The organism is Mesorhizobium sp. BR1-1-15 (assembly GCF_020165475.1).
Lineage (GTDB): Bacteria > Pseudomonadota > Alphaproteobacteria > Rhizobiales > Rhizobiaceae > Mesorhizobium.
Map to the genome: position 1 here is coordinate 103,353 of NZ_JAIUIF010000017.1, position 17,717 is coordinate 121,069.

Annotated in this window: 21 protein-coding genes; 16 read left to right on the plus strand and 5 right to left on the minus strand. The window is 64.0% G+C overall.

Going from position 1 to position 17,717, the window contains the following annotated elements; all coding sequences use genetic code 11:
* The first annotated feature begins 59 nt into the window (after window positions 1–59).
* The 3 genes from LB541_RS24135 to LB541_RS24145 all read left to right on the plus strand — a co-directional run bounded on the left by LB541_RS24135 (window position 60) and on the right by LB541_RS24145 (window position 3,052).
* Window positions 60–278, plus strand: coding sequence for a hypothetical protein (locus tag LB541_RS24135; RefSeq protein WP_140517598.1), 219 nt, complete (start codon window positions 60–62; stop codon window positions 276–278).
* Between the two features lie 13 nt (window positions 279–291).
* The gene (locus LB541_RS24140; protein WP_140500496.1) at window positions 292–534 is read left to right on the plus strand and encodes a hypothetical protein; all 243 of its coding nucleotides are present in this window, start codon (window positions 292–294) and stop codon (window positions 532–534) included.
* A 178-nt stretch (window positions 535–712) separates the two neighbouring features.
* A complete protein-coding gene (locus LB541_RS24145; RefSeq protein WP_224619781.1) occupies window positions 713–3,052 on the plus strand; it encodes a response regulator in 2,340 nt (779 codons plus the stop codon).
* Here the strand turns inward: LB541_RS24145 and LB541_RS24150 are convergent, their stop codons facing one another.
* The 4 genes from LB541_RS24150 to LB541_RS24165 form a co-directional block, all read right to left on the minus strand.
* Window positions 3,053–3,865, minus strand: coding sequence for a Stf0 family sulfotransferase (locus LB541_RS24150; RefSeq protein WP_224619784.1), 813 nt, complete (start codon window positions 3,863–3,865; stop codon window positions 3,053–3,055).
* Between the two features lie 64 nt (window positions 3,866–3,929).
* Window positions 3,930–4,778: a lytic transglycosylase domain-containing protein gene (locus tag LB541_RS24155; protein WP_224619786.1), complete on the minus strand. Its 849-nt coding sequence runs from the start codon at window positions 4,776–4,778 to the stop codon at window positions 3,930–3,932.
* A gap of 5 nt (window positions 4,779–4,783) precedes the next feature.
* Window positions 4,784–6,034: a flavodoxin-dependent (E)-4-hydroxy-3-methylbut-2-enyl-diphosphate synthase gene (gene ispG, locus LB541_RS24160; RefSeq protein WP_140517596.1), complete on the minus strand. Its 1,251-nt coding sequence runs from the start codon at window positions 6,032–6,034 to the stop codon at window positions 4,784–4,786.
* A gap of 557 nt (window positions 6,035–6,591) precedes the next feature.
* Window positions 6,592–6,771 (minus strand): YdcH family protein, encoded by a 180-nt coding sequence (locus LB541_RS24165; RefSeq protein WP_097571999.1) that lies wholly within the window; start codon window positions 6,769–6,771, stop codon window positions 6,592–6,594.
* Window positions 6,772–7,011: 240 nt separating this feature from the next.
* Here LB541_RS24165 and LB541_RS24170 point away from each other — a divergent pair, with 240 nt between their 5' ends.
* The gene (locus tag LB541_RS24170; protein WP_140500489.1) at window positions 7,012–7,215 is read left to right on the plus strand and encodes a YdcH family protein; all 204 of its coding nucleotides are present in this window, start codon (window positions 7,012–7,014) and stop codon (window positions 7,213–7,215) included.
* 2 nt (window positions 7,216–7,217) lie between these two features.
* On the opposite strand, the gene LB541_RS24175 is transcribed toward LB541_RS24170, so the two are convergent.
* Complete coding sequence (locus LB541_RS24175; protein ID WP_140562407.1) at window positions 7,218–8,012, minus strand: IclR family transcriptional regulator; 795 nt, start codon at window positions 8,010–8,012, stop codon at window positions 7,218–7,220.
* 129 nt (window positions 8,013–8,141) lie between these two features.
* Between LB541_RS24175 and LB541_RS24180 the strand changes: the two genes are divergently transcribed.
* From LB541_RS24180 to LB541_RS24235, 12 genes are all read left to right on the plus strand, one after another.
* A complete protein-coding gene (locus LB541_RS24180) occupies window positions 8,142–9,023 on the plus strand; it encodes a transporter substrate-binding domain-containing protein (protein ID WP_140500486.1) in 882 nt (293 codons plus the stop codon).
* Window positions 9,024–9,113: 90 nt separating this feature from the next.
* Window positions 9,114–9,779 (plus strand): amino acid ABC transporter permease, encoded by a 666-nt coding sequence (locus LB541_RS24185; RefSeq protein WP_140500485.1) that lies wholly within the window; start codon window positions 9,114–9,116, stop codon window positions 9,777–9,779.
* A gap of 1 nt (window position 9,780) precedes the next feature.
* The gene (locus LB541_RS24190; protein ID WP_140500483.1) at window positions 9,781–10,431 is read left to right on the plus strand and encodes an amino acid ABC transporter permease; all 651 of its coding nucleotides are present in this window, start codon (window positions 9,781–9,783) and stop codon (window positions 10,429–10,431) included.
* A gap of 2 nt (window positions 10,432–10,433) precedes the next feature.
* Entirely contained in the window at window positions 10,434–11,228 is a 795-nt protein-coding gene (locus LB541_RS24195; RefSeq protein WP_140525750.1) for an amino acid ABC transporter ATP-binding protein, read from the plus strand.
* A gap of 38 nt (window positions 11,229–11,266) precedes the next feature.
* Complete coding sequence (locus LB541_RS24200; RefSeq protein WP_140525749.1) at window positions 11,267–11,728, plus strand: RidA family protein; 462 nt, start codon at window positions 11,267–11,269, stop codon at window positions 11,726–11,728.
* 24 nt (window positions 11,729–11,752) lie between these two features.
* Entirely contained in the window at window positions 11,753–12,958 is a 1,206-nt protein-coding gene (locus tag LB541_RS24205) for an aminotransferase class V-fold PLP-dependent enzyme (RefSeq protein WP_140625006.1), read from the plus strand.
* Window positions 12,959–13,362: 404 nt separating this feature from the next.
* On the plus strand, window positions 13,363–13,902 hold the full coding sequence (locus tag LB541_RS24210; RefSeq protein WP_140500476.1) for a sigma-70 family RNA polymerase sigma factor: 540 nt from the start codon (window positions 13,363–13,365) through the stop codon (window positions 13,900–13,902).
* Window positions 13,899–14,795 (plus strand): anti-sigma factor family protein, encoded by an 897-nt coding sequence (locus LB541_RS24215; protein WP_224619788.1) that lies wholly within the window; start codon window positions 13,899–13,901, stop codon window positions 14,793–14,795. Before LB541_RS24210 ends, LB541_RS24215 begins: the two co-directional genes overlap by 4 nt.
* A gap of 94 nt (window positions 14,796–14,889) precedes the next feature.
* A complete protein-coding gene (purE, locus tag LB541_RS24220; protein WP_224619790.1) occupies window positions 14,890–15,387 on the plus strand; it encodes a 5-(carboxyamino)imidazole ribonucleotide mutase in 498 nt (165 codons plus the stop codon).
* On the plus strand, window positions 15,384–16,460 hold the full coding sequence (locus LB541_RS24225) for a 5-(carboxyamino)imidazole ribonucleotide synthase (protein ID WP_224619792.1): 1,077 nt from the start codon (window positions 15,384–15,386) through the stop codon (window positions 16,458–16,460). The genes purE and LB541_RS24225 overlap by 4 nt, the downstream gene beginning before the upstream one ends.
* Window positions 16,461–16,734: 274 nt before the next feature.
* Entirely contained in the window at window positions 16,735–16,860 is a 126-nt protein-coding gene (ykgO, locus tag LB541_RS24230) for a type B 50S ribosomal protein L36 (RefSeq protein WP_125004464.1), read from the plus strand.
* A 108-nt stretch (window positions 16,861–16,968) separates the two neighbouring features.
* Complete coding sequence (locus LB541_RS24235) at window positions 16,969–17,607, plus strand: tetratricopeptide repeat protein (RefSeq protein ID WP_140658583.1); 639 nt, start codon at window positions 16,969–16,971, stop codon at window positions 17,605–17,607.
* The last annotated feature ends 110 nt before the right edge of the window (window positions 17,608–17,717 follow it).

Here is a 17,717-nt window from a genome sequence, read left to right on the forward strand (position 1 = left end):
GCGTTTCGGGAACAATTGCACCCGTCGCGACGTTCGGGACCAGAAGCAGGAGGCAACCCATGAACGACAACAAGCATCGCAAACAGCCGAGGCCAAGCGATCGCGACTTGCGCAACGATCCCGGCATCGGCGCATCCAAAGGCACCATCAAGGGTGGCGACATTCTTGACGACGACGAGGAACTCGATGGCGAAAATACTTTTCGGGGCGATGTCGAGAACGACACCACCCCGCAAGGCGGTGTGAACCCCGACCAGACCGGCCGGACGAACAAATAGAGGGAGATATCCCATGACCGGCAAGAAGACCCACGAACAGCAGGTGCAAATCATCGAGGAGCGGGTGAACACCAAGAATGCGGACAAGAATTTCAACGCCGAGGACGAACTGAAGCGGTCGAAGCAGGAAAGAACGGCTCGCCAGCAGGGCCAGTCGCTCAGGGGCGGCGACGTCGATCTGGTCGATGCCGATGACCGTGAAATGCTTCGCGGCTCGAACCAGGAATCCCGGCATCACAAACGGCCCGCGGATTGAAATAATATCCGAAGCTTGACCGTCCCTTGAAGTGGCCGCGGCCCTTCATCTCGGCGCAGCCGGCAGGCTACATGGGAGGCTGCGGGAATCCGAAATTCTCGGTCGCCAGAACGAAATCTTAATGTAAATCAAGCGTAATCCCGACCGTTAAAATAATGCGTATGTGTTGGGGTTGCGCATGCCGGAATATTCTTCCTTCATACGGTCCATCCGGAGCCGTTATCTCTCGGGATTGCTGATCTTCGCGTTGGCTTCGCTGGCGATCATGCTCGCACTTGATCGCGTCAATTCCTTCCGCCACCAGATCGATGCCCTGAGCAGCAACCTTGTCATCTTTACCCGCGATCTGCGCAACGCGACCAGCTTCGCCGAGACGACGGGAACCGCCTGGCGAGCGGAGACGCGCGATGCGCTGACCGCGTCGGCGCGCGGCCATTCGGAACGCCTGACCAGCGAGATTGGGACGCTTGCGGCCCAGATCGCCGCATTGCGTCCACGCCTGTCGACAAAGACGATCAACGAGCTCGAATCCGCTTCGGTCAATGGCGACCTGTTCTGGTCTCCGCGCGACATGATTCGAAACTTCAACCTGATGTCGGTGGCGCAGAAGGTCGATGAGTGGAGCTATCGCGAAATCCGCAACCAGAACGACCTGTTTGCCCAGCCGATGCTGGTCCGCGTCCGCACCGCCATGGACGACGAGCGCCATTTGGCCGACGCCTCCAGTGACCGGCTGCTGCTGTGGGCGAGCGGATTGCTGTTCGCGGTGCTCTCCATCGCCGCTTTCTGGATCTTCCGGCCGATGGAGCAAGCCATCCGCCGCGCCTTCGCCGAATCCGCCGAGTCGCTGTTCAAGGCCGAGGCGGCCGACCGCGCCAAATCGGAATTCCTCGCCAATATGAGCCACGAAATCCGCACGCCGATGAACGGCGTGCTCGGCATGGCCGAGCTGCTGGCCAAGACCGAGCTGACCGCGCGCCAGAAGACCTTCACCGACGTCATCGTCAAATCCGGCAACGCGCTGCTCACCATCATCAACGACATCCTCGATTTCTCCAAGATCAATGCCGGCCAGCTCACGCTCGACCCGGCGCCGTTCCGCCTTGCCGAGGCGGTCGAGGATGTGGCCACGCTCGTCTCCGCCCATGTCGCCGAAAAGAACCTCGAACTGATCGTGCGCGTCGACCCGCGCCTGCCGGCCTACGTCGTCGGCGACGCCGGGCGGTTCCGCCAGATTGTCACCAACCTGCTCGGCAACGCGGTGAAGTTCACCGAGAAGGGCCATGTGCTGATCGACGTCGGCGGCGAAACCGTCAATGACGTCGTCCAGCTCAAGTTGCGCGTCGAGGACACCGGCATCGGCATCCCGGCCGAAAAGTTGCAGAACGTGTTCGAAAAATTCGCCCAGGTCGACGGCTCCTCGACCCGCCGTCACGAGGGCACCGGCCTTGGTCTCGCCATCGCCGCCCGCCTCGTCGACCTGATGGCCGGCAAGATTGGCGTCGAGAGCGAGATCGGCCGCGGCTCCGTATTCTGGTTCGCGGTGCCCCTGCCCGTGCATCGTGCCGAGGCTCGCGACGAGATCGTGCCGGTCGACGTCACCGGCGCCCGCGTTCTGGTCATCGACGACAATCCGGTCAACCGCGAGATCCTGCTCGAACAGCTCAGGAGCTGGAGCTTCGACTGCGCCGCCGCCGAAAGCGGTGCGGTCGGCTTGGCTTTCCTCGACCGCGCCTGCCAGCTGGGGGCCGCCGTCGATTGCATCATCCTCGATTACCAGATGCCCGGTATGAACGGCGCCGATGTCGCGAAAGCCATCGCCGCCGACAGCCGGCTGTCGGCCATACCGGTCGTGCTCCTGACCTCGGTCGACCAGGTCGATTTCGGCAAGATGATCATTGATTTCGGCATTGCCGCGCACCTGACCAAGCCGGCGCGCTCCGCGGTCCTGCTCGGCACCGTCATCTCGGTCGTCCAGAAAGCCCGCTCGCAGGTCGGCAGGGCGCAGTTCGTTCGCGAACCTGTACCGGCGCTGCCGCAGGCGGCGCCGCCCGCCTTTACCGTCATCCGCGGCCCGGCAATGCCGGCCGTCCCCGTGCCGGAACCGGCGGTCGCGCCGAACGGTCCGATCGACATCCTCATCGCCGAGGACAACGAGGTGAACCAGTTGGTGTTCGGCCAGATTCTCAACGGGTTGGGCTTGAGCTATCGTATAGCCGGCAACGGCCGCACGGCGGTCGAGATGTACCGCTCGTTGCGCCCGAGGCTGATCCTGATGGACGTCTCCATGCCGGAGATGAACGGTTACGAGGCGACCCGCGCCATCCGGGCGACGGAGGCCTCGGATGGCAGCCACATTCCGATCATCGGCGTCACCGCGCATGCGCTGAAGGGCGACCGCGACAAGTGCATCGAAGCCGGCATGGACGACTATCTGCCGAAGCCGGTTTCACCCGACCGCCTCGGCGCCAAGATCGGCACCTGGCTCAGCGAAACGGTGGTGGCGAAGACGGCATAGCTATACCGTCGACGCCTCGGACGCCGCATCCAGATGATAACGGCGCATCCAGTCGAGGCTTGTCTCGTCGGCAAGCCTTGCGACGCCGGGTCTTATATCCCCAGCATCCGGTGCCTGAACCCCCAAGGCGTCGCAAACGGACGCCAACGTTGCAACCGGATCGCTCGACAGGCGCTCATAGCCGATCCGCAGCGGGATTACCTCTTGCTCCGCGAACCACATGTTCCAGGCAGTGTCATAACCATCGAGCCCGGCAACCTCATCCTTGATCCGCCCGAAATCATATCGAGGTTCTCCGGGAGGTCCCACCCTTTCCAGTTCGGTGCCATCGGGAGCGACATGCCAAAGGCCGGTTTGCTGCGCCTTGACCAGCGATACGGCCTGCGCAAGCTTGTCCTCGCGTGACAGATGTATGTAGAGAACACGGCCAAAAGCCCTCTCGAAACGAGCTTTATCCGAGACAAGCCCCGGGAAAATCCGGTCGAGTATCGCTGAAAGCTCATCCAGATTCTCTCGCATCAGGCGCAGGCCGAAAATGCCGGTTCCACCCTTGCCGGCGGCGATGGCCGCATTGAGATAGGCGGCATTGAATTCGAGTTCGCCCATCGTGTCGCGGCCGGGCAGCCCCCACTCTTCGGCCCATTCGGGCACGTCCTGCCGCCGATAGAACGAATGAGGATCGCCCGCCGCCTTCGTGGAGGCCAGGAGCTTGCACAGCAAAGTGCTTCCGGTCCTGGGCGTGCCGCAGATAACATATGCGTCGACCATCCTGCGGCCCTCATTGCTCGTTGAAGGCAGGGCAATGCCGGCCAATCCAGGGTCGCCTATAGCCGCGGCCGTCATTTTTATCGCCCCTTCACCCGCAACGACACACCCGCTATCGGTTGCGCACCACCACGCATGCCCCGCCGACACTTTGCAATTTCTGGCAGATAGCCCCGGCGGCGGCACGGTCGTCGACCCCGATCCTGACCGCGTAGATGCCGCGCCGGCCGATCGGCGTGCGCACCCGGCTGACCACCGGATCATGCCCGGCTAGCAGGGCCGGGAAGCGGCCCCTCACCCTGAGCCACTGGTTGACTGCGGCGCTGCGGCGGAAATTGCCGGCCACCTGGATTCCCCACGGCTTTATGTTGATGGAAGCCATCGCCACCGTGCGCGACATGATCACCGGGAGCTTACGGCAGGCCGCGACGAAATCGGATTTCGCGTCGAGCGGTCGCACGCTTCCGGCATAGGCGCGGTCGGCGAACTTATCGACCGGCTCGCCCATGATGTCGAAGACATAGCTTTCGGTTTCCATCGGCAGGAAGCCGCCCGAGCCCAGCCAGCGCGAGACCCGGTTTTCGCCGGCATTGTAGGCGGCGGCCGCCAGGCCGAGATTGCCATAGCTGGTCTTCATCTCGGCGAGGTATTTCGCCGAGGCCGGGATCGCCTGGTTGATGTCGAAGGAATTGGCGAGCCCGCGCATCTTGGCGGTCCCCGGCATGAACTGGGCGATTCCTTCGGCGCCGACCGGACTGACGGCGTTGGGATCGAACCGACTTTCCTTCCAGATCAGCCGGGCGAAGAAATCCCTGGGCAGACCGTTCTGGTCGGCATGGGCCTGGATCAGGTTGCAGACCTTGTCGATCAGCCGCTGCTTGGCCGATTGCGGCGGATCGGCCTGGGCCAAGGTGGGCCACCCGCACAGCAGGATCAGCGCCACCGGGAGGAAGCGCAGCATTCGACCTACTCTGCCGCGGCCTTGCCGCGACCAAATCGTTGTTCGATATAGTCGGCGACCATCTTTTCGAAATCCTGCGCGATCGACGGTCCGCGCAGCGTCGCCGCCTTCTTGCCGTCGACGAAAACGGGCGCCGTCGGCGTCTCGCCGGTGCCTGGCAGCGAAATGCCGATATCGGCATGTTTGGACTCGCCCGGGCCGTTGACGATGCAGCCCATCACGGCGACCTTGAGGTTCTCGACCCCTGGGTATTTCTCACGCCACGCCGGCATGTTCTTCCTGAGATCGGCCTGGATGTTCTGGGCCAGTTCCTGGAACACGGTCGAGGTTGTGCGGCCGCAGCCGGGGCAAGCGGCGACGATCGGCACGAATTGCCTGAAGCCCATGGTCTGCAGCAATTCCTGCGACACCTGCACCTCGCGCGTGCGATCGCCGTTCGGCTCCGGCGTCAGCGATATGCGGATGGTGTCGCCGATGCCTTGCTGCAACAGGATGCCCATGGCGGCGGATGAGGCGACGATGCCTTTCGAGCCCATGCCGGCTTCGGTGAGGCCGAGATGCAGCGCATGGTCGGAACGGCTGGCGAGCTCGGTGTAAACGGCTATCAGGTCCTGCACGCCGCTGACCTTGGCCGAGAGGATGATCTTGTCGCGGCCAAGGCCGATCTCCTCGGCCATCTCGGCCGAGAGGATCGCCGACTGCACGATCGCCTCGCGCGTCACTTGCTGTGCGGTCAACGGAAAGCCGCGGGCCTGGTTGTCGTCCATCAGCCGGGTCAGGAGTTCCTGGTCGAGCGAGCCCCAGTTGACGCCGATGCGCACCGGCTTGTCATGTTTGATCGCCATCTCGACGATTGCCGCGAACTGCCGGTCCTTCTTGTCCTTGAAGCCGACATTGCCGGGATTGATGCGGTATTTGGCCAGCGCCTCGGCGCAGGCCGGATGATCGGCCAGGAGCTTGTGACCAATATAGTGGAAGTCGCCGACGATGGGCACGTTGATACCGAGCCGCGCCAGCCGCTCCCGGATGCGCGGCACGGCGGCGGCGCTTTCATCGCGGTCTACGGTGATGCGCACGATCTCGGAGCCGGCGCGATGCAGCGCCGCGACCTGGGCGACCGTCTGGTCGACATCGGCGGTATCCGTATTGGTCATCGACTGCACGACGACGGGAGCACCCCCGCCAACCACCACGCCGCCCACATCGACGCCAACCGAGGTGCGGCGCGGGAAGGGAAAGGAATAATATCCGGTCATGCCGGCAGCCTTTAATCTCTGGAGCGCCGCGCGTCCACTTGGACGCACAAAAGCGCGCTCCGGGCCGATGCGCTGAAGTCCGGGCATGAGGTGGAGGAGCAAAGATGGCTTGTCAATGGCGACAGGTCGCCACTGGCCGCAATCGATGCCGCCGCCGGTTGCTCGGCGCCCGACTTTTATCGCTCGCTTGCGTCGGCCAATCGGCTACCTGGCGATTGGCAGGCCCCATCGCTTTGTCTTTCCCGGAACGAGTCCGTCATTTCGGGGAGGAGCAAGGAGAAGAGCGACGCAGCGCAGTCCCAGAATCCAAGCCCTGACCTCAGAGCGCCGCGGCAAGGCGGAATTCTGCTCCGCTGCACTCTTCGGTCAGTTATGGTAAAGGGGAGCCGCGACGAGCTTCGCCCCTACTCGTCCTGGGACTAGGAAGTCGGACGGCCTCTGCCTGGTACGAATATCTGTGATGGTCGACCTGAAATCGAAGATCAAAACCACCAGTCCGGCGGCAATTGCCGCCGGCAGGAAAGACCCGAATGGTGAGCGGTTATGTCAGTGGGGCATCAATGCGTCGTGGGTTTGGCCCTCAGTTTTTCAATCTCGTCCTTGATTGCCAGCTTGCGTCGCTTGAGATTCACGATTTCCAGGTCGTCCACCGACGGGTGATTCATCGCGTCATCGAGCTCGCGTTCGATGTCGCCGTGTTTCCGCTGCAACTCATCAAGATGGGATGCAAGAGACATGATTGGTTCTCCCTTTCATGATTTCCTCGATTGCAGCCGCCAAAGGCGCGTCCACCGCAGGCTCGCTCTGTGACGGCACAATGACAGTGTGCCACCTTCGCGCAGCGATGTCGAATGATCCGTGGTAGCATTCCACGACAACGTGAAATGTGATATGGGCTGCGCGCCGGTGGCAGAGAGTGCCACCCCCCGCCCAATCAGGCCCAGCTTTGGGCGCCGCAGACGTGCAGACGGTAGAGAATGTCCGATCAGGAACAGGCCGATATTCGCCTCGAATTTTCCCGGCTGAAGCAGGAACACGCCGATTTCGACGCCGCGATCAATGCGATGATCGCCATGAACTGCGACCCGCTGCAGATCCAGCGCATGAAGAAGAAGAAGCTTGCGCTGAAGGATCGGCTGATGAAGCTGGAAGACAGGATCATCCCGGACATCATCGCCTGACTTCAGGTCCAGGCCGCGATCGAAAGCCGCGCCGCGCGTTCGCGCAACAGGGCCAGGAGTTCGCCTGTCTTCTCCTGCGATGTGTCGATGGGCACCACCAGGCACATCGTCGCCTCGACGGTGCCGGGTGCTGAAAACACCGGCGCGGCGAGGCATTTCGTATAGGCGTCGACGAGCCCCGAAGTGATGCAATAGCCGGTGGCTCGCGCCGTCGCTATGTCGGCGATGAAATCGTCCAGCCGCAATCTGCGGCCATCGGGCAGCATAAGGTCGTCTTCCGATATCATGGCTTCGATCCGGGCCTGTTCGAGGCCGGCGAGCAGCAGCCTGCCTGACGCGGTCCAGGGCAGCGGAATCTGCAATCCGGTGGCGGAGCTGATGCGGAACGGCCGGGTGCCCGGGCTCGAGTGGACGATCGTGTAGCGGCCGCTCTGCAGCATGCACAGTTCGGAGGTCTCACCGGTCTCGCGCGACAGGTTGTCGACCTCCTGGCGTCCTCGCCTCAAGAGGTCGTTGCCGCGCACATAATCCATTCCATAGAGATAGAGCTTCTTACCGAAATAGACGCGGTTGCCGTCGCCGGCCATCTCCAGGAGGCCCGCATCGACCAGCGATCGCACCAGTGTGTAGGTGGTCGAACGCGGCGCGTTGACCCCCTTGGCGAGGTCGCCGATACCGATGGCGCGCTGCGTCGAATGAAGGAACTCCAGAATCTCGAGCACCCGGTTGAGGCCCTTCTCCCGAGAGGCCGAAATCTTTGCGTCCGCTGAGACCGCCAAGGCGCTGCCATCTTGCATTGTCGATTCCTGATGTTAGTATCTGTCTTGTACAGGATACACTCGTCCCTTGTAAGAGACAATTTCTGTAACGATCCGGGTGCGCGTATTGCCTGTGCGTAGGGGAACACAACACGAAAGGAGGTCGCTGTGGACGACACATCCAAAAGGCGTGATTTTCTGAAACTGGGTATGGCCGGACTGGCAACGGCCGGCGTCATGAGCGCGGCGGCAACGGTCGACGTCCAGAAGGCGGCGGCGCAGGCTGCGCCCGATAGCCTGCTACGCACCGTGCTGGAGCGCGGCAAATTGATTGTCGGCACCGGAAGCACCAATGCGCCATGGCATTTCGAGAACGATGCCGGCGAACTCGTCGGCATGGACATCACCATGGGGCGCATCCTGGCAAAGGGCTTGTTCGATGACCCGGCCAAGGTCGAGTTCGTCATGCAGGACCCGGCGCAGCGCATTCCGAACGTGACGACGAACAAGGTCGACATCACCATCCAGTTCATGACCATGACCGCGCAGCGCTCGCAGCTGATCAACTTCTCCAGGCCTTACTACGTCGAGGGCGTCGCCTTGCTGACTTTGCCCGGCGCTGAGAACAAGACCTTCGACAAGCTGCTTGCCGCAGGCTCCGCGACGCGCGTTTCCATCCTGCAGAATGTCGACGCCGAATCTTCGGTGCATTTTGCCTTGCCGGAGGCGCAGGTGATGCAGATCGATACACAGGCCAACGTGCTGCAGGCATTGGAATCCAAGCGTGCCGATGCCGCTGCCGTCGACCTCTCCACCGTGCGCTGGCTCGCCTCGCGCAATCCGGACAAATACTTCGATGCCGGCAAGAGCTGGTACTCGATGCTTTATGGCGCGGCGCTCCGGCAAGGCGATCTCGATTGGCTGACCTTCGTCAATCAGACCTTCACCATCGCCATGTTCGGCCATGAAACGGCGCTCTATGACGCCGCGTTCAAGGACTATTTCGGGCAGGAGCCGCCGGCGCGCCACCCCGGCTTCCCGGTTATCTGACGTCATCGGCGGAAGGGCGCCGACCCTTCCGCCTTTTTTCCTGGCGACGCGGCCAGCTTTGCGTCACATCGGGAGCACTGAGGCCGACGCATGGGTTATGCGCTCAATTTCAACCTGATCTGGCGGCATTTCGACAAGCTGTGGGGCGGTCTGCTGCTCAGCCTGGAGCTCGCCGTCATCTCGATCGCCATCGGCATCGTCATCGGCCTGGTCCTGGCGGTCTGGTACGTGTCGGCCGGACGCATGGTGCGCGGCATCATTGCCGCCTATGTCGAATTCATCCGAAACGTGCCGCTGATCCTGCTCGTCTATCTCGTCTTCTACGGTCTGCCGACCGTGGTCGACATCGCCTACAGCGCGCAAACCTCGTTCGTCGCCACGCTGGCGCTCTACAGCGGCGCCTATCTGGTCGAGGTGTTCCGCTCCGGTCTCGAAGCGGTGCCGCGCGGCCAGCTAGACGCCGGCAAGGCGATCGGCCTGACGCCCTGGCAAAGGCTGCTCCATGTGCGCCTGCCGACCATGCTGCGCATCACGCTGCCGGCGCTTTCCAACACTTTCATATCGCTGTTCAAGGACACCTCCGTCGCTTCGGTCATCTCGGTGCCCGAACTGACCTTCGGCGCGCAATGGATCAACTTCAACACCTTCCGCATCGTCGAGGTCTATCTCGTCGTGACGGCGATGTATCTGCTGACCGGCTACGCCCTGCTTTACGCGCTCCGGCTCGTCGAACGATGGTTCAAGGTGGTGCACTAGCATGCTTGGCCAGATCGCCTACGCCTTGCCTTTCCTGGCTCAGGGTTTTGCGCTGACGCTTTGGGTGTCGCTGCTGGTCGTGACGTTCTCGCTCGTCGCCGGTGTCGTCCTTGGCGTCGGCCTGGTCTATGGCCCGGCGCCGGCGCGCTGGGCGGTGCGCATCTTCAGCGACACTATTCGCGGCATACCGATCCTGGTGCTCATCTTCTTCGTCTACTACGGGATGCCGGCCGTCGGGCTTCACCTGCCGTCCTTCTGGGCTGCCGTGCTGGCGCTGACCTTGTTCAAGACAGCCCAGGTCGTCGAATATCTCCGGGGCGCCGTCGGCTCCATCCCGAAGGGACAATCGGAGGCGGCAATGGCGATCGGCCTGACCTTCCGCCAGCGGCTGGCCCATGTCATCTTTCCGCAAGCGTTCAGGCGTTTCCTGCCGCCCTGGATCAATGGCGTCACCGACGCGGTCAAGGGCAGCGCGCTGGTCTCGCTGCTCGGCATCACCGATCTCATGCAGGCCATCAACCAGGTCATCGGCCGCACCTATGAGGCCATGCCGCTCTACATCCTTGGCGCCCTCATCTACTTCGCCGTCAACTATGCGCTTTCGCTTGCCAGCAGGCGGCTGGAGCGGCGTTTCTCCTTCATCCGGGAATAGCAATGTCCACAAGCTCGAACGATGCCCCGGCCCTTCTCGACATCCGCGATGTGTCCAAATCCTTTGGCGCCGTCCAGGTCCTGCGCTCGGTCAGCCTGCGCGTGGCGCGCGGCGAGGTGGTGACGGTCATCGGGCCCTCGGGCAGCGGCAAGACCACGCTGCTGCGCTGCGTCAACTTCCTGGAGAGCTATGACAGCGGGTCCATCCGCATCGACGGCAAGGAGGTCGGCTTCCGAGAAACCGGAGCCCGCCAGCGCCGCAGCGAACGCGACCTTGCCGCGATGCGCGCCGAGACCGGCATGGTGTTCCAGAGCTTCAACCTGTTTCCGCATCTCACCGCCGCCGGCAACATCATGCTCGGCCTCACCAAGGTGCGCGGCAAAAGCACCGTGGAGGCGCGCACGATTGCCGAACACTGGCTCGGCCGCGTCGGTCTTGCCCATAAGGCCGACAGCCTGCCGGCGGAGCTCTCCGGCGGCCAGCAGCAGCGCGTCGGAATTGCGCGCGCCGTGGCCATGGGGCCGAAAATCCTGCTGCTCGACGAGATAACCTCCGCCCTCGATCCGGAACTCGTCGGCGAGGTGCTTGAAGTGGTGCGCAGCCTCGCCGAGGACGGCATGACGATGGTGATGGTCACGCATGAGATGGCCTTTGCCCGCGACGCCTCGAGCCGCATCGTCTTCATGGCCGATGGCGGCGTCGGCGCCGTCGGCCCGCCGAAGGAGATCCTTGCTGCGGACGCCGACAATGAGCGTCTGCGCAATTTCCTGGCGCGCTTCCGCGCCTCGCACTTCTGACATCGGATGGTTGACGCCATCCCAAGGAGCCTTCTTCCATGACGCCTTACACCAGGCTCGCCGAACTCGGCCTCACATTGCCCGAGCCGCCGACGCCCATCGCCAACTTCGTTACCCATGCCGAGAGCGGCCGGCTGATCTTCCTGTCCGGCCAGGGACCGCTGCGGGCCGACGGCTCGCTCTGCACCGGGAAGGTGGGCGAGGATGTGACGGTGGAGGAGGCTTATCAGCATGCCCGCCTCACCGGCCTCAACCTGCTTGCCGTCATGCATGCTGCCGCCGGCGATCTCGGCCGCATCGTGCGCGTCGTCAAGCTGCTCGGCTTCGTCAACGCCACGCCGACCTTCAGCGACCACCCCAAAGTGGTGAATGGCTGCTCCGATCTTTTCGCCGACGTTTTCGCCACGATCGGCGGGCATGCCCGCTCGGCGATCGGCGTCGGCTCCTTGCCGGGAAACATCACCGTCGAAATCGAAGCGGTCGTCGAGATCGCTGCCTGATCTGTCATCCACGGGATTGCTCACATGAAAACATATTCAGACACCGGCTCCAACACCACGATCCGCGAACGGCTCGGCCTTCGCCCGATCATCAACGTCTCCGGCACGATGACGGCGCTCGGCGCGTCGATCATCGTGCCTGAAGCGATCAGCGCCATGTCTGAAATGGCATCGCAATGGGTGGAAATGGACGATCTGCAGCGCGCCGCAAGCGCCGTCGTCGCGCGCCTCACCGGTGGCGAGGCCGGCTTCATCACCGCCTGCTGTGCCAGCGGCATCACCATGGCGATCGCCGGCGCGATGACGGGAACCAACCTGCTCGCCATCGAACGCCTGCCGGACGACACCGGCGACCTCAAGTCAGAGGTGATCATCCAGCTTGGCCACATCGTCAACTACGGCGCCCCGATCGACCAGTCGGTCCGCGTCGCCGGCGCCAAGGTGGTGCCCGCCGGCACGGTCAGCGTCACGCAGGACTATCATGTCCGCGACGCGATCAACGACCGCACGGCGGCAGGGCTCTATGTCGTCGCGCATCACACGGTGCAATACGGCATGCTGTCGCTGGAGGAGTTCTGTGAAATCTGCCACGCCAGGGGCGTGCCGGTGATCGTCGACGCGGCTTCCGAATATGACCTGCGCGGCTTCCTGGCGCGTGGTGCCGACATCGTCATCTACAGTGGCCATAAATTCCTGAGCGGCCCGACCAGCGGCATCGTCACCGGACGCAAGGATCTGGTGCGCGGCGCCTATCTGCAGAACCGCGGCGTCGCCCGCGCCATGAAGGTCGGCAAGGAAAGCATCGCCGGCACCATGGCCGCGCTCGAGGCATGGGAGAAGCGCGACCACGCCGGCATCCGCCGGCGCGAAGAGGCCGCCCTCAACCTTTGGAAGGATGCTCTGCAGGGTATCCCGGGCATTGGCGCGGAGATCATTCCCGACCCGACCTCCAACCCGCTCGACCGCCTGCAGGTCTTCGTGCTGCCGGAAAGCCGCTTCACCGCCGCCGGCCTTGCCTCGGCGCTTGCCGGTGGATCGCCGCCCATCATCGTGCGCAATCACGAGGTCGAACGCGGCCATTTCTTCCTCGACCCCTGCAATCTTCATCCCGGAGAGGCGGAAATCGTCGCCGAACGGCTGCGCGCCCTGTTGACCGCGAAGGACCGGCCCGCCGACGCCATGAAGATTGCTCGCAAGGTCTCTTCCGGCGCCTTGCGCTGGCCGGATTGAGCGCCAAGCGGACCAACGAACCCAAAGCACCGGCTGATCACGTGACTGTGAACAGCCGGATGCGTACGCGGCGGGAATAAATCTCGGCCGCAACGGGTCTCCTCGACATAGGCCGCTACAGGCGTTGAGGAGATCCGCATGTCCGTCATCATGAACACGACAGCGAATATGGCCGCGGCGTCGGCGGCCGCCATGTGCTGGAGCGCATGACCTCAACCGGCCTCTCTCCCATGATGCACGGCTTTCCCATTGCGCTTGACACTGGTGACGCAGATGAATTCACTTTCGCCACGGCAGGCGGCTTTGCCTGTTGCCGAGGGTTTCGCCCGCACGGGCGGGCGAGACCGCCGGTATTGCTTGAAAGCGCACGGCCTGTTCCTCGTGGAGTATCGGATGGTGCTGCTTTGAGCGAGAAGGCCGGAGCCGAGCGCTTCAGCGAGGTGGTGCTGCCTCATCTCGGTGACGCGCTGGCGCTTGCCCGCTGGTTGACCGGCAATGGCGCCGATGCCGAGGACGTCGTGCAGGACGCCTGCATAAAGGCGCATGCGGGCATATCAGGCTATGCCGGCGGCAATGCCCGCGCCTGGCTGCTGACCATCGTGCGCAACACCGCCTATACCTGGATGTCGCGCAACCGGCCGCGCGGCATGTTGGCCGTCGGTGATCTCGGCGATCTCGACGAGATGGCGGCGGCACACGGCATCAGCGTGCCGGACGAATATGGTCCGGAGGCAAGCCTGATCGCCAAGGCCGACACGGTGGCGCTTGAAACGGCGATAGCAGCCCTGCCGCAGCCGTTTCGCGAGACGCTTGTGCTGCGCGACATTAGCGGCCTCAGCTATCGCGAGATAGCGGCCATGCTCGGCGTGCCGATGGGCACGGTGATGTCCAGGCTGGCCCGCGCGCGGAGCCTGCTTATGTCTGACCTGGGGAGAGCGCCATGACCATGCATGACGATGGACTGCCCAATGATCCGGAAGGCATCAGGCTAATGATCCACGCCCTCGTCGATGGCGAACTTGATGCAGCGGCCGCGCTTGCGGTGGAGCGGCGCATTGCGGCCGATCCGCGGCTTGCCTCAGAGCATGCCCGCATCGTGGCCTTGCGGGGCGCGGTCAGCCGCCTGCCGCGCCCAGATGTCAGCGACGCCTTTCGCGCGCGCATCGCGGCCATTGGCACTGCGGCCACCGCGCAGCCGGAGTCAGGCGAAACAGCCAAGCCGCAGCAGGGCCGGCCGGCGCTCCCGGGGGTGCTTGCCCCGGGCGGGAGAGGCCAGAGGCGAAACGCCGATACGCGGCTGTCGCCAAGTCGAGCGCGCCGCTTCGGTTCGTTCGACTGGCGCGCTCTTGCCGCCTCGATCATGATCAGCGCGGTGCTGGCCAGCGGGGCAACGCAATGGGTGATGGTCAACGGCGCGTCCGACAGCTTCGCCGCGGCGGTCGCCAGCGGCCATCGCCGCAGCCTGCTTGCCGCCAGCCCGATCGATATCGTCTCGTCGGACCGCCACACGGTAAAGCCCTGGCTCGACGCCCGGATCGGCGTGTCGCCGCCGGCACCGGATCTTGCCAAGGACGGTTTTGCGCTGATCGGCGGCCGGGTCGAGGTGATTTCCGGCCGCCCGGTGCCGGCACTTGTCTACCGCCACCGCGAGCATCTGATCACGCTGGTCGCCGAACCGCAGCAGGGCGGCAAGGTCAGCGAGCCTGACGATCTTTCCTCGGGCGGCTTTTCGCTGGTGCAGTGGAGCGACGGCGCCTTCTCCTACTGGGCGATCTCCGACATGGAGCGGCCCGAACTCGACGATTTCGTCGCCCGCTTCCGCAAGGCTGCGGCATAGGCCGATTTCCCGGCCGGACACCGGCAATGCCCCGCATCCTTGCCGCCGCCGCCGAATTCCGCTAAGGCGCGCCTTTGTCGCCGGGAGCAGAAGCTTGGACAATCAACGCGCCGACGTCGCCATCATCATGGGCAGCCAGTCCGACTGGGCGACGATGCGCCATGCCGCCGAGACACTGGAGGCGCTTGGCATCCCGCACAAACGGCTGATCGTCTCGGCGCACCGCACCCCCGACCGGCTCTACGCCTTCGCCAAGGGCGCCAAGGCCGCCGGCTACAAGGTCATCATCGCCGGTGCGGGCGGTGCGGCGCACCTGCCCGGCATGACGGCGGCGATGACACCGCTGCCGGTGTTCGGCGTGCCGGTGGAATCCAAAGCCCTGTCGGGACAGGATTCACTGCTGTCCATCGTCCAGATGCCGGCCGGCATCCCGGTGGGGACGCTGGCCATCGGCAAGGCCGGTGCTGCCAATGCAGCCCTGTTGGCTGCCGCCGTTCTGGCGCTCCACGACGACAAGCTTGCCGGGCGGCTCGATGCCTGGCGCGCCTCGCAGACCGCCAAGGTCGCGGCCGAACCCACGGACACGCCGTGAGCCTGCCCGCCGGATCGACCATCGGCATCATCGGCGGCGGCCAGCTCGGCCGCATGCTGGCAATGGCGGCCGCTCGCCTCGGCTACCGCACCGTGGTGCTGGAGCCGCAGCCGGATTGCCCTGCCGCGCAGGTCGCCAACCGTCAGGTCACGGCCGCCTACGACGACCCCGCCGCGCTTGCCGAATTGGCCGAGGCAAGCGCCGTCGTCACCTATGAATTCGAGAACGTTCCGGTTGCCTCCGCCGAGGCGCTCGCCGCAAAGGTGCCGGTCTATCCGCCTGCGCGCGCGCTTGATGTGGCGCAGGACCGGGTGACCGAAAAGACATTTCTCAACGGCATCGGCATTGCCACGGCGGATTTCCGCGCGATCGACGATGACAACGAACTGACGGCGGCGCTGAAGTCCTTTGGCGGCAGCGGCATATTGAAGACGCGGCGCATGGGCTATGACGGCAAGGGCCAGCGCGTCTTCCGCGACATGCAAGCCGGCGGCTTCGCCGGCACCTGCGAGGCGATGGGCAACGTGCCGCTGGTCCTCGAGGCCTTCGTTTCCTTTGAGCGCGAAGTCTCCGTCATCGGCGCGCGCGGCATCGATGGCGTCGTCGCCACTTACGATCCGGCCGAGAACGTCCACCGCAGCGGCATTCTCCACACATCGACCGTGCCGGCCGCGATCGCGCCCCGGACAGCCGAGGCAGCCCGGACGGCGGCGGTGAAGATCCTGTCGGCGCTCGACTATGTCGGCGTCATCGGCGTCGAGTTCTTCGTGCTGGCCGACGGCTCGCTGCTGGCCAACGAGATCGCACCCCGCGTCCACAATTCAGGCCACTGGACGGAAGCCGCCTGCACCGTTTCGCAGTTCGAGCAGCATATCCGCGCCGTGGCCGGGCTGCCGCTCGGCGACCCGCGACGCCATTCCGACTGCGTGATGGAGAACCTGATCGGCGACGATATCTCGCGCGTTCTGGAATTGCTGGCGGAGCCCGACCTGATGCTGCATCTCTACGGCAAGGCCGAGGCGCGGCCCGGCCGCAAGATGGGCCATTTCACCCGGATCAGCCGCCGCGCCTGACAGCAATCTCGACGCCGCGAGCTACTGGGCAGGAAAACTCGGCGCATGTCGTTCCCAAGTCACGTGGCGACCACCACATCATACCAGCCGGAGCCGAGCCATTGGCCGATTGCGGATATTTGACGACACCGGGCATTCATCTCCGCTACCGGGCATGCTTGCGGTTGACACGGACAAGGCTCCTCGTTTATGAGCCACCCACAGTTCAAAGGCGCGTCTTCTGGCGCGCCTTAAAATTTCGACCCGGACCGGGTCCACACCGACAGGCAAGACCATGAAGATCAAGAATTCGCTCAAGGCGCTGAAGGCGCGTCATCGCGACAACCGTCTGGTTCGCCGCAAGGGCCGCGTCTACATCATCAATAAGACCGCCCCCCGCTATAAGGCGCGCCAGGGCTGAGCTTCGTCGCGAGGCTTTTGCCTCCGCAGTTGGTGTTTATCGTCGGTCCGCCGGCCGTTCACGCTAAAATCAGTTTGACGTCCCGCCGCCCGGGACTAGATTCGGGCGATGCGGATTCTTTTTGCATTTTTGACGGTCCTTCTTTTTTGCAGCGCCGTCTCGTTGCCGGCTCGGGCCGATGACCGGGCCGCTGTGCAAGCGGCCCCGGAGCCGGCGCCTCCGGATGCCCAGCCAGTGCCGCAAGCCCCGCCTCCCGCAATGAACAGGGAGGCCCGGCTCGACAAGCTGTTTGCCGATCTCAAGCGCGAGCGCAACGAAAAGGCGGCAGAGCGTATCGCCGGCATCATCTGGAGCGAATGGTCCCAGTCGGGCAGCGCCTCGATCGACCTGATGATGCAATGGTCGCAGAAGGCGATCGAGAACCAGAAATTCGACGTCGCGCTCGATTTCCTCGACCAGGTGGTCACCTTGCAGCCGGCCTATGCCGAGGGCTGGAACCGGCGCGCCACGGTGCATTTCATGATGAAGAACTACGGCAAGTCGATGTCCGACATCGACCATACGCTGCAACTCGAACCCCGCCATTTCGGCGCGCTGTCGGGCTTGGCGCAGATCATGACCGTGACCGGACGCAAGCAATCGGCGCTCGAGGCCTGGCAGAAGGTGCTCGCCATCTACCCGATGCTGCGCAGCGCCCAGGATCAAGTCGGTACGCTTTCGGAAGAACTGGCCGGCGAAGGCATTTGATATTTAAGGCAGTAGGGGAATAGGGCAGTAATGCAGTAGGAAAGAGATCGCCCGGAAATACTTCCCCTACTCCCCTACTCCCCTACTCCCCTACTCCCCTACTCCCCTAC